14 protein-coding genes are annotated in these 14,317 nt (G+C 58.8%); 3 read left to right on the top strand and 11 right to left on the bottom strand.

Annotation, left to right across the window (positions count from 1 at the left end; all coding sequences use genetic code 11):
- Positions 1-2 precede the first annotated feature (2 nt).
- From HYZ49_18730 to HYZ49_18710, 5 genes are all read right to left on the bottom strand, one after another.
- Positions 3-776, bottom strand: coding sequence for a pirin family protein (locus HYZ49_18730; protein MBI3244319.1), 774 nt, complete (start codon positions 774-776; stop codon positions 3-5).
- A gap of 1 nt (position 777) precedes the next feature.
- Positions 778-1,626 (bottom strand): VOC family protein, encoded by an 849-nt coding sequence (locus HYZ49_18725; GenBank protein ID MBI3244318.1) that lies wholly within the window; start codon positions 1,624-1,626, stop codon positions 778-780.
- Positions 1,627-1,694: 68 nt separating this feature from the next.
- Entirely contained in the window at positions 1,695-2,147 is a 453-nt protein-coding gene (locus tag HYZ49_18720; protein ID MBI3244317.1) for a hypothetical protein, read from the bottom strand.
- A gap of 93 nt (positions 2,148-2,240) precedes the next feature.
- Positions 2,241-2,792: a polyisoprenoid-binding protein gene (locus HYZ49_18715; protein MBI3244316.1), complete on the bottom strand. Its 552-nt coding sequence runs from the start codon at positions 2,790-2,792 to the stop codon at positions 2,241-2,243.
- A gap of 153 nt (positions 2,793-2,945) precedes the next feature.
- The gene (locus tag HYZ49_18710; GenBank protein ID MBI3244315.1) at positions 2,946-6,032 is read right to left on the bottom strand and encodes an AAA family ATPase; all 3,087 of its coding nucleotides are present in this window, start codon (positions 6,030-6,032) and stop codon (positions 2,946-2,948) included.
- Positions 6,033-6,092: 60 nt separating this feature from the next.
- On the opposite strand from HYZ49_18710, the gene HYZ49_18705 reads away from it, so the two are divergent.
- The 3 genes from HYZ49_18705 (at position 6,093) to HYZ49_18695 (ending at position 8,633) form a co-directional block, all read left to right on the top strand.
- Positions 6,093-7,298, top strand: a complete 1,206-nt coding sequence (locus HYZ49_18705; GenBank protein ID MBI3244314.1) for an aminopeptidase P family protein — start codon at positions 6,093-6,095, stop codon at positions 7,296-7,298.
- Between the two features lie 91 nt (positions 7,299-7,389).
- A complete protein-coding gene (locus HYZ49_18700; GenBank protein MBI3244313.1) occupies positions 7,390-7,761 on the top strand; it encodes a DUF423 domain-containing protein in 372 nt (123 codons plus the stop codon).
- A 14-nt stretch (positions 7,762-7,775) separates the two neighbouring features.
- Positions 7,776-8,633, top strand: coding sequence for an FKBP-type peptidyl-prolyl cis-trans isomerase (locus HYZ49_18695; GenBank protein MBI3244312.1), 858 nt, complete (start codon positions 7,776-7,778; stop codon positions 8,631-8,633).
- Positions 8,634-8,666: 33 nt separating this feature from the next.
- On the opposite strand, the gene HYZ49_18690 is transcribed toward HYZ49_18695, so the two are convergent.
- From HYZ49_18690 to HYZ49_18665, 6 genes are all read right to left on the bottom strand, one after another.
- Positions 8,667-9,062 carry a VOC family protein gene (locus HYZ49_18690; protein MBI3244311.1) on the bottom strand — a complete coding sequence of 132 codons (396 nt, stop codon included), beginning with the start codon at positions 9,060-9,062 and terminating at the stop codon, positions 8,667-8,669.
- A 313-nt stretch (positions 9,063-9,375) separates the two neighbouring features.
- Complete coding sequence (locus HYZ49_18685) at positions 9,376-10,134, bottom strand: hypothetical protein (GenBank protein ID MBI3244310.1); 759 nt, start codon at positions 10,132-10,134, stop codon at positions 9,376-9,378.
- 232 nt (positions 10,135-10,366) lie between these two features.
- Positions 10,367-11,275, bottom strand: a complete 909-nt coding sequence (locus HYZ49_18680; GenBank protein ID MBI3244309.1) for a hypothetical protein — start codon at positions 11,273-11,275, stop codon at positions 10,367-10,369.
- Between the two features lie 622 nt (positions 11,276-11,897).
- Entirely contained in the window at positions 11,898-13,163 is a 1,266-nt protein-coding gene (locus HYZ49_18675) for an MFS transporter (GenBank protein MBI3244308.1), read from the bottom strand.
- Between the two features lie 61 nt (positions 13,164-13,224).
- The gene (locus tag HYZ49_18670; protein MBI3244307.1) at positions 13,225-13,824 is read right to left on the bottom strand and encodes a hypothetical protein; all 600 of its coding nucleotides are present in this window, start codon (positions 13,822-13,824) and stop codon (positions 13,225-13,227) included.
- 32 nt (positions 13,825-13,856) lie between these two features.
- Positions 13,857-14,174 (bottom strand): nucleotide pyrophosphohydrolase, encoded by a 318-nt coding sequence (locus tag HYZ49_18665; GenBank protein MBI3244306.1) that lies wholly within the window; start codon positions 14,172-14,174, stop codon positions 13,857-13,859.
- Between the last annotated feature and the right edge of the window lie 143 nt (positions 14,175-14,317).

Below are 14,317 nucleotides of genomic sequence, written 5' to 3'. Positions count from 1 at the left end.
GATTATGAAAGGAAGCGTGGCAGGTAGAAACTCAGGTAGTGCAGGGGCCGGTCGGGCGCGGCGGTGAGGGTCGTCGTCGGCGAGTCGGGGCGGGCGAGGATCACGTCGTACTGGCCGAGCGTAGTTTGCTGATCAGGATGCGTTACCTGGCCCGCGCCGTCGGTGATGTAAAGAAACAGGCTTTCGTCCGGGTTGGCGGCTTCCACTTGAGTCGAGCCGCCGGGGTCAACCGTCGTGGCGGTGAGTCGCCCAATCATATGTTGGGCCATTGGCGAGTCGTCGCCAATCAAGCTGTAAACGGTTGCTTCGCCGAGGCGGCGTTTGGGTAGTTCGTCGCGCCCCAATTGCTGGTAGTGCGGCGGCAGGCCGCGATGCTTGAGATTGGCGGCAAACCAGATTTGAATGACCCGCACCGGCTGGTCGGTGAGGTTAAGTTCCTGGTGCTCGATCCAGTCACCGGAGAACATGCGTTGCAGGTCGCCAGGGTCGAGGTCGCCCTGGCCGCCAGTGGAGTCTTCGTGATGAAGGGTGCCGTCAAGCGTCCAAGTGTAAATTTCGAGGCCGCGATGCGGATGCCAGGTGAAACCATTGCGCGGCGCGATGCGCGTCATGTGGGCGGTGAGCATGCCGCTCAGTCGTTGAAGCGGACTCCAGCCGCCGACGGCGAAATGCGAGTGTAGCCAGTGCACCGGGTGAATGCTGGGAAAGGTCTCAGCCGGGAAATGCTGGAAGGGCTGACACTGAAGAAAATGCGGCGCAACGACGGAGTCGTGCATGTCAGTTGACTCCAAAGACAATGGCGTTTTGCGACGGGTCGCGGACGAGCGCGCCTTGCCGATGTTCTTCGACGGGCAAACCGGCGTGGCGCACCCGATCCAGAATCTTGTCCAACTCTTTTTTCTCCGGCACTTGCACGGTGAAATAGCGCAGGCCAGCCGCGTCGGGCGGGGGCGGCGGCGCGCCCGACGACTCCCAGGTGTTCAAGCCCAGGTGGTGGTGATAGCCGCCCGCGGAGATGAACAGGGCGTTATGCCAGCTTGCCATTTGGTCGAAGCCCAGCACGTTACAGTAAAACGGCTGGCTGTCGCGGACGCTGGCAATTTTGAGGTGCATGTGGCCGAGCACTGTTTTGGAGTCGAGGCCGTTCCACTCGGGGCTGTTGCCCTCCAGTTCGGCGATGACGCCATCAATGTCCAGCGGCTCGGTGCCCATGCGAAAGTTGCCGTTGGCGTCATACCAGTCGTTGCGAGGCCGGTCGCGATAGATTTCAATGCCATTGCCGTCGGGGTCGGGCAAGTAAATGGCTTCGCTCGCCAGGTGGTCGGCGAAGCCCTGCACCGGCGTTTGGGTGTTGGCAATGTTTTTGAGCGAGTGGGCCAGTTCCAGCCGAGACGGGACGAGGATGGCGAAATGATAGAGGCCGGTGCGGCGGGGCGCAGGGCGCGCGCCCGGCAGTTCGGTGAGAGCCAGCAGGTCGGGGCCACCCGCGCCGAGATAAGCCGTGCCCGCCGCCGCGTCATGCTGGCGTACTTTGAAGCCGAGCGACTTCTGGTAGAACGCCAGCGACCGGTCGAGGCTGGAGACAGTGAGATGGACGTAGCCGAGCGCAAGATTAGGAGGAAGCATGGTTACTTAAACCTCTTTGGGCGAGATGCCAGAAGCGTAAAACGTAATACGCAATTCGTCAACCAGCCTTATTTCTCAAGCGTGAGGTTGGTAAACATCGCGACACAGATGGCCCAGGCGACCCCGTGCATGAGCATCAGAGCGCCCACCGTGCCGACGTTGACGCCGGGGAAAGGCGCAGAGCCGGCGTTGGCCAACAGCAAAACGTCCGGCGCCAGTGACACGACCAGGGCCACCGCGGCCACGATTTGATAAGTGCGGATGGGGTTGCGAGCAAAACGGGCTACGAGGGCAAAGGCCACAATTGCCAAAACCACGCCGACGACCGTGAGGACGATGGGTTGAGCAATGTTGAGCGGCAGAAACTCTGCCGGTGGATTGAGAACGGCCACGGCGACGAACCTCACGAAAACGTTGGCGACGACAGAGCCGACGATAGCCAGCGGGCCGACCCAGAGCAATTTGCCCAGGGCGACTTTGGGGGACGAAACAACTGAAGAACTGGAAGTAGTAGTGGACATGGCTGTTTCTTTTGAGAATTGGCAAAACAAAACGCGCGTGGCCCAGGTTGAGCCACAGCGCGTTTTGAAATTAGCTTGCTGGTTGGCTGAAGTTTAGGCGGTTGCGGCGGCAGGCGCGGCCTCGGCCTGCTTGACGATCTCGGCTTCGAGGTTGAGGCTGATGGTGTCGCCCACCAGCCAGCCGCCGGTTTCGAGGGCCACATTCCAGTTCAGGTCCCAATCCTTGCGGTTGATCTTGGCGGTGGCAGTGAACCCGGCATTGGTGGTGCCCCAGGGTGACTTGGCCTGGCCGTTGTACTCAACGTCGAGCGCCACTTCTTTGGACTTGCCGCGAATGGTCAGGTCGCCGATGACGCGGCCTGTGTTATCGCCGGTCTTCTCAATGCGCTTGCTCTTGAAAGTCATGTAAGGGTGATTGGCAACATCGAAGAAATCGGGCGATTTGAGGTGCTCATCGCGCTTTTCCTCACGGGTGTTGATGCTGGCAACCCCGATTTTCACATCCACCGCTGACTTGACCGGGTCTTGCTCGTTGAAGTCAACGAGGCCGGTGATGTCGGTGAACTGGCCGCGAACGTTGGCTACCATCATGTGTTTGACGGCAAATTCGGCGCGGGTGTGGGCAGGATCGATAATCCAGGACATAGGGAAGTTCTCCTTGAAAGAATTGAATTTTGGTTTGATGCCCACATGATAAGCGCCCGGCGTGACTGGAGCGTAAACAGGAGCGTAAACAGATTAGATGTTGGAGATTGGAAGTTGGAGATTGGGCCAGGCTTCGCCTCCAACTTCCAACCTCTAACTTCCAACTTCCAGCAACCCCACCTGTTCTAGCAGTTTGCGGCGGCCACTGGCTTCGGCAATGGCGCGGGCTTCGGCCAGGCGGGCGTGGGCCTCAGCCGGAGGCAGGAGGGGGGCCAGCCAGAGGCGAGTCTGGGCGGCCAGGTGGCGCAAGCCCAGCGAGTCGGCGCGGGCAAGCGCGGTGGAGAGATGGTGGATGGCCAGGTCGGTCTGGCCGGTGGCCCGGGCCGCCAGGCCCAGGTTGGCGGTCAGCCCGGTGATTCGTTCGGGAATGGAGAGTTGTTCGGCCAAAGCCAGGCCGTCTTCAAAGTAACGCTCGGCAGTTTCAAATTCTTCAGCGGCCAGGGCAATCTCACCAAGCGTCGAAAGCAGAAACGGTTCAAGACTGAGGCCGCCCTGTTCCTGAGCCAGGGCCAGCCCGGCGCGGGCATGTTCAACGGCAGTTGGGTCGCCCAGCAAATGCAAGTGATAGGCGAGGTTGTTGCGGGCCAGGATTCGTTGCGGCAGGGTGGCCGCCGGGTCGCCCTGCTCGGCAATGGTGAGCGCTTCTTTATAAAGGGCAACGGCTCGTTGCAGATCGCCCTGTTGGGCGGCCACGCTTCCCATCTCGAACTTCACTTGAGAACGATAGACAACGTCGGCCTCTTCGCCAAGCTGGTTCAAAATGGATTCGGCCTTCTGCAAATATTCGGCGGCGGCGGCCAGGTCGGCGCCTTCGATGGAGAGCGCAGTGCCGCGAATAAATTCGGCCTGCGCGGCGTGATCGGGGCGATTGACGGCCCGCACCTGTTTGAGGAGATCGAGGATTTCGCCGAAGCGGGCCTGGAGCAGGAATGAGCGAGCCAGGGCGAGTCGGGCCTCATCGGCTTCAGCCGAGTCGGGGCGGGAGAGCGCCAGCGCGCTCCGGAAGGCTTCGGAGGCCTGCGCTCCTTCGCCGGCGCGGAAACGAACTTCGCCCAGTTCCATATAAATCTTCCGGCGCTGGTTGTCTTCGGCCTGAGCGGCCAGGGCTTGCTCAAAGAAGGCCACTGCTTCTTTCCAGGCGGCCAGCCCGGCGGCATGTTGCCCGGCGCGCCAGGCATAAGGCGCGGCCCGGTCGGGATCGTTGCCCTCGAGGAAGTGAGAGGCAATGATGCCGGCCATCGAGTCGAGCCGGCGGCTGTGCTGACCTTCCAATGTTTCGGCAATGCGATGATGTAGAAGCCGGTGGCGGGCCTCGCCCACTTCGCGGTAGGCCACTTCCATGGTGAGCGTATGATCGAAGATGTAGAGCCGACCGGACGGGTCGTCTCTATCCGGGCGAACGAGGGTAGCGGCGAGCAGTTCGTCGAGCGCGTCGAGGGCGGCGCTCTCCGAGAGTCCGGCAGCGTGGTAGACCACTTCAAAGTCAAAATCGCGCCCGGCGGCCACGGCGGCATCGAGCACCCGGCGGGCCGGGTCGGAGAGACGGCTCAACCGTGATTGAATTAAAGAGTAGATCGTTTGCGGCACAACGGGCGAGTCGGCCAGGGCGCTCAAGTTATTCAACAGGTCGCGCTCTGTCGCATAACGAACGAGTTCGGCCAGCACGTACGGGTTGCCTTCGGAGACGCGGCCCAGCCACTCGGCAAACTGAATGTTGGCCGGGCTGAGGTGGTTGGCGATGTCGGCCACGTGGCCGGGGTTGAGACGTTGAAGCGTAAGGCGCGTCAGCCGTTCTTCGCGGGTGAGCGTTTGCAAAAGCGTGGCTAGTGGTGAGCGCGGCGGCGCGGGCCGCGCCGCGGCGAGATAGAAGACGGAAGATTGAACGGTTTGCGATTGACGGATGAGATAGCCCAGCAGCGCCAGCGACGAAGCGTCGGCCCACTGCAAGTCGTCGAGGAAGAGGACGACGGGATGTTGCCGGGCGAGGGCGAGCAGAAACTGGTGCAGGCCTTCCCACAACCGCGACTCGTCGGCCGGGGAAGCCGCCGGTGGTTCGGGGGACGCCGTGCCAAGTTCGGGCAGGAGGCGCGCTGTTTCGGTCAGCCACACCGGCGGCAGGTTGGCGCGGGCGGCGGCCAGCAGGGCCGGCCAGTCGGCGCGGGTCAGCAGGCCGCGCAAAGCGTCAATGAGGGGTTGATAAGGAAGCGTGTGCTCCAACTCGTGAGCGACGCCGACGAGAGCAATGGGGGTCTCGCTGTTGATAAATTCTTCGGCCAGCCGCGTCTTGCCAATGCCGGGTTCGCCCTCGATGAGGGCCAGGCGGTGTGAAGTGACAAGCCCGCGCAAGATTTGCAGTTCAGAGTCGCGGCCAGTGAAAGGCAGGGGCGCGGCGGTGCGGGGCGCGGGGGAGAGAATTTGGGGTTTGGGGTTTCGCGTCCCGAAGGGGTTCGCGGGCTGTGCCGGGATTTTGGGTTTTGGAATCTCCAACTTGTCGGTGATGATTGAGTCGTACAGCGCCCTCGTTTCGGCCATGGGCGGCACGCCCATTTCTTCGTCGAGCAGGCGGCGCAGAGAGTCGTAGCGGCGAATGGCGGCGGCGCGGTCGCCGGCCAGGTAGTGCAGGCGCATCGCGGCGCGTTGTAAATCCTCTTGCAGAGCGTCAAAGGCCAGCGCGCGCTCCAGGGCCTCCAGCGCTTCGGCAAAGTTGCCGTCGGCTTCGCGCAGGGCGCTCAGTCGAGTCAGGCCGCGCACGGCCAGGCGGCGATACCGTTCGCGCTCCACGGCGGCCCAATCGCCGAAGGCGGGCGAGTCGGGCAGGGTGAAGCCGTCGAGGAAGTCGGCGCAATAGAGTTGGAGATTGGACGCTTCGCGTGGAGATTGTGAGCTGGAAGCGAAGAAGCGGCGAACGTCCACATCGGCTTCAAGGCCAACTTTATCGTCGGCCACGAGCAGGGCCGGGCCGAGCGTTTTGCGCAGGCCGTGCAAAGTGGTGCGCAGGGTTTGCTGGGCGGCGGGCCGGTCGAGGTCGGGCCAGAAGAAGGCCAGCAAGTGTTCGCGGCTCAGCGGCTTCTCATGAGCGGCCAGATAGTAGACGATGGCCCGGCTCTTGCGGCGGGTGATGTTGAGCGGCTGCCCGTCGAGCAAAATTTGCGGCTGGCCCAGCAATTGGATGGCGAGCATGAGGCGAGTATAGCATGGAGATCGGGTACAATCAGCGGAATTTCCGGTCGAGAGGTAGCCATGACAATTTCTCCCGAACAAATTGTTCAAGAAAAATTGGCGCAAGCGGTGACGTTGTTGGAGAAGCACGACATTGATCTCTGGCTGACGTTTGTGCGTGAGACGAGCTTGAGCAAAGACCCGGCGCTGGAGTTGATCTATCCTTACGACCTGACCTGGCACTCGGCGTTTTTGGTGGGCCGGGGCGGCGAGACGGCGGCAATTGTGGGCCGTTACGATGCCGACAACGTCGAACGACTCGGCGCCTACCTGCACGTCGTTGGCTACGACCAATCCATCCGCCCGGCGCTGATTGACATGATCCGGCGGATGTCGCCGCGCAGGATCGCGTTGAACTTTTCGGAGAGCGACCCGGCGGCGGACGGCCTGACTTTTGGCATGAAGCGGACTCTGGACGAGACGCTGGCCGAGGCCGGGGTAGCCGACTCTCAAATTGTTGCCTCCGAGAAATTTTTGAGCAGTTTGCGCGGCCAGAAGTCGCCCGGCGAGATCGAATTGATCCGGCAGGCGGTGGCGACCACCGAGCAGTTGTACGCCGAAATCGGCCAGCGCATTCGACCGGGCGTGACCGAGCGCGAACTGGCCGATTACCTGCATGGCCGCCTCAAGGAAATGGGCCTGGGCACGTCGTGGGACTGGGCGATGAATCCGATTGTGAACACCGGCCCGGAGTCGATCATCGGCCACGCCGCGCCGGGCGACCTCAAAGTTCAGCCGGGGCATCTGGTGCATTTTGATTTTGGCATCAAGCAGGACGGCTTCTGCTCCGACATTCAGCGGATGTGGTACGTGCTGGCCGAGGGCGAGACCGAGCCGCCGCCCGATGTTCACCGGACGTGGAAGATCGTGCGCGGGGCGTTGATGGCTGGGATGATGGCCCTCAAGCCGGGCGTGCTGGGCTGGGAAGTGGATGCGGTGGCCCGCGAATATCTCACTCGCCACGATCTGCCCGAATACCTGCACGCTTACGGCCACAACGTGGGCCGCGTGGCGCACGACGGCGGCGTGACGCTCGGCCCGCAGTGGGATCGCTACGGCAATTCTCCGAACTTGCCCGTCGAGGCCGGCAATGTCTTTGCCATTGAGCTTGGGGCGCAAGTGCCGGGCAAGGGCTGTGTCTATCTTGAGGAGAACGTGCTGGTGACTGACGACGGCGTAGAATGGATCAGCACGCCGCAGACTAAGTTGAAGGTGATTGCCTTGTAGAGCGATTCACCACCAAGGCACGAAGATAGTAAGGTTCACAAAGAGAAACTTGGTGAAACTTTGTGCCCTGGTGTCTTCGTGGTAAAAGGCCATGGATAGAGTTTTCTATATTATCGGCGGAATATTGAGCGGGCTGGCGGTGGCGCTGGGCGCGTTTGGGGCGCACGGCCTGCGGGCGCGGCTGACGGCAGACCTGCTGGCGACATTTGAGACGGGTGTGCGCTATCACATGTATCACGCACTGGCCTTGTTGGTCGTGGCCGCCGCCGTTTCAAAATGGCCGGGTTCTAATTGGCCCGTCTTGGCCGGCTGGCTATTCGTAGCCGGCACAATTTTATTTTCCGGCAGTTTGTATTTGCTTGCTGTCACCGGCCTGCGCTGGTTGGGAGCGATCACGCCTTTTGGTGGCCTGGCCTTTCTGGCCGGGTGGGCGTGCCTGGTGATCGCGGCGGTGAGAGGGTGAGACATCAGGTTTATATGAAACGACTCTTTTTGATTTCCCTCTTATTGACAACACTACTGGCCGCCTGCGCTCAAGCACCCACCGCCACCCCGACAGTGACGGCTTCCCCGTCGCCTATTCCGCCTACCATCACGCCCGCGCCGACTGAAGAAGAAGGTCTAATCACCGACAGCGGCCTCAAGTACATCGAAGTCGCGTCTGGCGACGGCGAAGCGCCGCAGGCGGGCAATTTGGTCTCGGTTCATTACATCGGCAAGCTGGAAGACGGCACGGTGTTCGACAGTTCTTATGCCCGAAACCAGCCGATCAAATTTCTGCTGGGCAAGGGCAAAGTGATCAAAGGCTGGGACGAGGGGATTGCCTTGATGAAGAAGGGCGGCAAGGTCACGCTCGTCATCCCTCCCGACCTGGCCTACGGCTCGCGCGGCGCTGGCACGGTGATCCCGCCCGACGCGACTCTGATTTTTGAAGTGGAGTTGTTGGACGTTCAACCCGGCTCGCCTGACGCGCCTCAAACAGTAGCCGAGAGCGATTACGTGACCACAACCAGCGGCCTGAAGTATTACGATTTTGAAGTGGGCGCCGGTGAGGACGTGGCGACCGGCGATCTGGTGGTGGTGCACTACACCGGCTGGCTGGCCGATGGCACTAAATTCGACAGTTCACTCGACCGGGGCGAGCCGTTGGAGTTTGTGGTCGGCATCGGGCAGGTGATTCCCGGTTGGGATGAGGGCTTGTCTACCATGAAAGTCGGCGGCAAGCGGCAGTTGGTGATCCCGCCCGAGCTGGGCTACGGCCCCAGCGGCGCGAGCAACATCATCCCGCCGAATGCGACGTTGATTTTTGAGGTTGAGTTGTTGGAAGTGAAGTAGGCCCCCGGCGGTTTAATCACGGTGCGTCGTAACTCAGGCATTTTTTAATTCCAGGAGATCCCACTTGTTTCCATAGAGGTCCTCAAAGACGACAACCGTGCCATAAGCTTCCTCTCTGGGTTCCTCAAGAAAAACGACGCCGTCTGCTTTCATCTCGCGATAGTCGCGCCAGAAATCGTCGGTGTGCAGAAAAAGAAATACGCGGCCGCCCGTCTGATTGCCAATGTAATTCTCCTGATCGGGCGACGAAGCTTTGGCCAGGAGCAAACAGGTTTCCGCGCCTCCCGGCGGCGCGACCAAAACCCAGCGCCGTCCTTCGCCCATGTTGGTATCTTCGAGCAAGGTGAAACGGAGCTTGTGGGTGTAAAAGGCAATCGCCTCATCGTAATCTCGAACGAGCAAAGCAATGTGGCCGATCTTTTGGCGCATGTGTTCTTAACCTCGAGGCAAACTAGAGCGGTTTCCAGGTTGGTTTGCGACATCGTCCGCCCAGACTTCCGAAGTCTTCAAGACTTCGGAAGTCTAGACTGCGGCGTGGGCGGCAGTGCAACTGCCACCCATCAAAACAGGCTTGGCTGACTACTAGAGTAGATTCCTGTTGGGTTTACGGCCCAGCATCCTGAGCGAAGCGGCGCACCCTTCGACTTCATGCGGAACTACACCGCATTTCGCTCAGGGTGCTTGCGCCGCGAAGTCGAAGGATGCCGTATATTGATCAGGAATCCGCTCTAGTTGCCCATGATCACTCACAAAGTTCGCGGATGGCTCCGCCAATCGCCTCGTTTACTTCAAACTGTTGCTCCAAAAATGCCAGGATAGCCAACGTCGATTCCCGATTCCGCTCATAGCCTTGCATCCACCCTGACAGGCGGCCAGCTACTCTCGGATAGCGTAGTTCAAATCGCCGTTCAGGCGCAAACCCGTCGCTGACCACAGCCCGAGGCGTCTCCACCTCGTCGGCAAGCTCAAGCAGGCGCTCGACGGCATACCCCTGAATGAATCGCATGGCCGACAATCGCTCCCCGCGTTTCTCCCGCGCCATGCCCACGTACAAATTCGTCAGCGCCTCTCCCAGCAACCACTCCTGACTGCGTTTCGGTTGGCTCGGTAATCCCCGGATCGGCTGGCCGAGCGTCTCGGCGGCCTGCGGCTGTTTCCAGACGATGCGGCCCCCGGCGAAGGGAATCGCCTGCAACTCGTCCGGCTCAAAAACGGCGAACTCGCAGAAAATCCCGTCGGCGAAGAGGAGCTTATAGCCATCGCCGGTGTTGGGGAAACAATAGGCGATGGGACAGAGTGCGCTTAACCAATGCAGATTTTCCAGGTAAGAACGTTTGTGCCCCGGCTCCACGATGACAAAGAAGTCCAGGTCGGAATAGGCATCCAGGCGATCCAGCTCAAGGCCAACCGAGCCTAAGCCAATCAACGCCAGGGCGTGGCCGCTCTGTTCGAGCGAATGGCCGACCTCATCGAGGCGTTTTAGAAGAGATTGGGTTTCCATGAGGGGATAAAGCTCAATTCACGACCAACAGGTCGCTGGAGTTGCGCCTAATGATCAAAGATCGATACGGTGCGGGCGTCCCTTCACAGTCACTGCTATGATTTGATTCGCGTTGGAGCGTCTTATCAATGAAAAGACTCGTGTGTTGAAATTGTGCGAGGCCGCCAAACGAATGATTCACTCGTGATTTTGGCAAAGGTCTCTTTGGCCTCTAGTTTCTTATTCTGCACTTCTACTTGCTGACGCTGACGACGTAATCGCCGAAACCGTAAGTTCCAGTCAGGCGTAATGTATAAGTGTCGTTGGCGGCGGGGGTGAAAGGGATTTCATAAATGTTGGGCCCATTATAGGTCCCTGTCTTGAACTTTGAGATGCCCTTGGAGTCCAGAATCTCAACCCAATAGTTTAGGCCGCTTTCCCCTTGAAGGGTCAACTTTAGAGGAGTGTTGGCGACGCCTTGAAATAGATAGATATCAAATGAGCCAAGTGCAAGGGAGCCCCTTCCGCTATTAGTGAGATCAAGCGTTGCCATTGGAGCGCCTGGAGTGCGATTAGGAGAAGCAATTAAGCTGAGACTGACGACGTAATCGCCGAAACCGTAAGTTCCAGTCAGGCGTAATGTATAAGTGTCGTTGGCGGCGGGAGTGAAAGGGATTTCATAAATGTTGGGCCCATTGTAGGTCCCTGTCTTGAACCTTGAGATGCCCTTGGAGTCCAGAATCTCAACCCAATAGTTTAGGCCGCTTTCCCCTTGAAGGGTCAACTTTAGAGGAGTGTTGGCGATGCCTGAAAAACTATGCTCTTGGGTGGCATCCTTTGCAAGAGTTCTGTTATAGCTTACATCAAGAACCATTAATCCGTCGTTGGATTCTGTAGGGATAGTGGTCGGACTAACAGTTGCGGTATCGGTTAAGATCGCAGTTGGTGTTTCACTGATTTGCCTTGTGGGAGATGCAGTCGAGGTTGGTGGAGTTGTGACAGTAGCGGTCTCAAAGGATGCCGAAGTTTGAGTCGGTTCAAATGTTATTATTGGAATAGTTGATGCCGATGAAGGAACAGGCGCAATAATACTAGGAGTTACAGTAGGAGTAGGAATAATCTGAGCACAGCCGTTAATTATCGGCAATGTCATTAACATCATCAGAGTTGCGAGTAGAAAGTTTCGTTGATTTATCATCGGTTTGTTCTTTTATGTTTTGGCGGGGCCACGCTCTTTCTAACCAGCGATACAACCTTTGGCAGAGAAAGGGTGCCCATATGCTTCCCCAAGTTAGGGAGAACAGAGCATATGTATTTGCATATAGGCTAACGTATTCCTCAACTGAGTAAGCTTGACCTATGAATTTGATCGCAAGATATACAGAAAGCCACTGTAAGGGTATTAACGGCGCAACTAGAGAAAAAAGCACGATCAACAGAATTCCGAACCTGCGCAATTGTGAATGAAATCGGGGCCATAATTGCGAAGCTACAGCTAGCACAGTTAGAGAAACAATTATGATAAGAATTTTCTCTACTACATCCGATCGGAGCCATAATTGCGAAGCTCCAGCTAGCACAGTTAGAGAAACAATTATGCTAAGAATTTTCTCTACTACATCCAACAGAGTAAACCATTTCATCTAACACCCTCGTATAAGTGTCGTTTCAATTAATTCTGCCTTCGTGTGCCCAACACCTCTGTAACTCAATCGTTGTTCCACATAATACCCCATTTCGAGCATCATGCATTTACAACTTCCGCCCCGCGAAGCGAGTCAGGATCAATCCCCGCCAAAGTCGGGAGCTCTCTTCTTTGTGATCCGCCACAAAGATAATGAAACGATCACGCCCAGCACGCCGACGATGGCGGCAAAGCCCATCGGCGCGCTGGGGTTCACCCGGTCGAAGAGAAACCCGGCCACCAGCGGCCCGCTGATGCGGCCCAGGCCTTGAACTGATTCGGCCAGGCCGATGGCATAGCCGCGCTCGCCGGGCGGCACGAGGTAAGTGAGCAGGGCGATGAGGCCCGGCATGAGCAGGCCGTTGCCAAACGAGATGAGCGGCACGGTGACGATGACGAGCGGGATGAGAGGCGAGAGGGCCATGATGGCAAAGGCCAGGCTCCGGGTGAGCAGCCCGCCGGCCACCATCATCCGCTCGCCAAAACGGCTGACGATGGGCTTGACCAGGAACGTCTGGGTGATGATGCCGACAACGCCGACGTACGTCAAAATAAAGCCGACGGCCTGCTGGACGAACTTGGCGTTGTAGCTGACAAACATCACTTTCTCCGACCACAACACGAAGACGCTCTGGAAGGCGAAGAAGCCCAGTTGCCCTACGAAAGCGACCATCATCAGGATGGCGACTCCGGGCAGGCGCAGCATCTCCAGCGAACTATTTTTCTTTGCGCCCTCTTTGGGTTTCATCGTCGCCCGCCGCTCCGGGGTGAGCGACTCGGGCAGGAGAAAGTAGGTGAGCAAGATGGTAGTGATTGAGAAACAGGCCGCCGCAAAGTAAGCGGTGCGCGGCCCGAACTGGGCGGCCATAAATGCGCCGAAGGCCGGGCCGAACAGGAAGCCGGTGCTGAAGGCGGCGTTGACGAGGCCGATGCCCTGCGCCCGGTTCTTCTCATCGGTGATGTCGCTGAGGTAGGCCTGGGCGACCGAGATGTTGCCGCCGGTGAAGCCGTCAATGATCCGGGCCAGGTAGAGGAAGGGCAGGGCAACTGCCGCGCCGCTGATGAGAAAAGCCGCCAGCGTGCCCGACTGGCTTACCAACAAAACCGGCCTGCGCCCAAATTTATCAGACATGCGCCCCAACTGCGGCGAGGCGATGAACTGGGCCAGAAAGTAGGCGCTAGTGATGAGTGTGATCTGAAAGGCCGAAGCCCCAAACTGGTTTTGGGCAAACAACGGCAAAACAGGAATGGTCATGCCAACGCCCAGCACGTCCACGAACATGATCATGAAGATCGGGAAGAGCGGCGAGCGCAGAAAGCGGGCAAAGCGGACAAACTGATTTTCGGATTCTTGAGTTTGAGTCACGGTTGGTTTTTAGACAACGGATTGAACGAATTGAACGGATAAGAAATCCGTTGTATCTGTTTCATCCGTTGTCCACTCTAAAGACTTTGTCTCCAGCTTGAATGGCGACTTGAGGCTGACCTTCTAACGTGGCATAGAAACCACGCCTGCCGTCGTCCAGAAATTGGAGCGTGGCCTTGAGTTCCCCGGCTGGGAGCGGATTGGAGTCGCGGTTGACGAAGTGGCTGAACTCGACGCAGGGGGCGGCGACCAGCAGACGGGTGAAGTAAGCAAACTGGCCGGTGGCGGAATTTTGAATGGCGAGCCGGTGGCCCAAATCATCCAGTCCAAAGCTTCCATTTGCTTCCACGATGATGTTTTCGCCGGCACAGCCGTCAAATACGTGATCGCCGTATCGGGCCTGCATCTGGCGATAGTGGCTGGTGAAACCGAGGGAGAGGCCGTTTGCGCCTTTGATGTTTTTGGAGTCGGGGTGGCTGGTGTGATGAACGTCAACGACGGTTCCGCCGTCGGCGGTTTCCCCGACCGCGCCCTCGGCCAAGACCCGCAGGCGCTCGACGACGAGCAGGGGCGAAGGATCGTAATAGCGGTTCGGGCGCTCCCCGAACTTCAGTGACGCGCGTTGGACTTGCACAAGTTTGACTTGGCCGATTTCAAGCATATCTTTCCTTTTCGATTCGATAAAGTCTGCCCTCACCGGCCCGACCCGGAATCGCCGGCGGCCGCCAGCCGCGCCTGATACTTTTCCAGCGCCCCGGCCAGCGCCGCTTCCATGTTCACCCCGGTGCTGTTGGCCAGGCAGATGAGGGAGAAGAAACCGTCGGCCAGTTCGCTTTCCCAACTCGCTGTGGGTTGAAATGACTCGTGGCCGTAGTTCGATCCCTTCAACGCTTCCTTCGCCAGCTCGCCGACTTCAGAAGTGAGATCGAGCAGGCGGGCGTGAACGGGGGCTTCGAGGTTGTGAGCTTGCACGAAGCGGGAGACGGTTTGTTGGAAAGTTGGGAGAGTCATGGTTCAAGATGATTTTTCAGCGGATGAATGCACAAGCAGGGTCATGCCGGACGCAACGCCTAACGCGGCGAAGTTGCTCGCCAGCGAGTCAACGGTTGCCGGAGTTTGGGTGCGAGCGATAACGTCAGCTTCGCTCATAATTC

The sequence above is a fragment of the Chloroflexota bacterium genome (assembly GCA_016197225.1).
Taxonomy (GTDB): domain Bacteria; phylum Chloroflexota; class Anaerolineae; order Anaerolineales; family VGOW01; genus VGOW01.
This window is presented reverse-complemented; position numbering and strand designations above follow the sequence as displayed.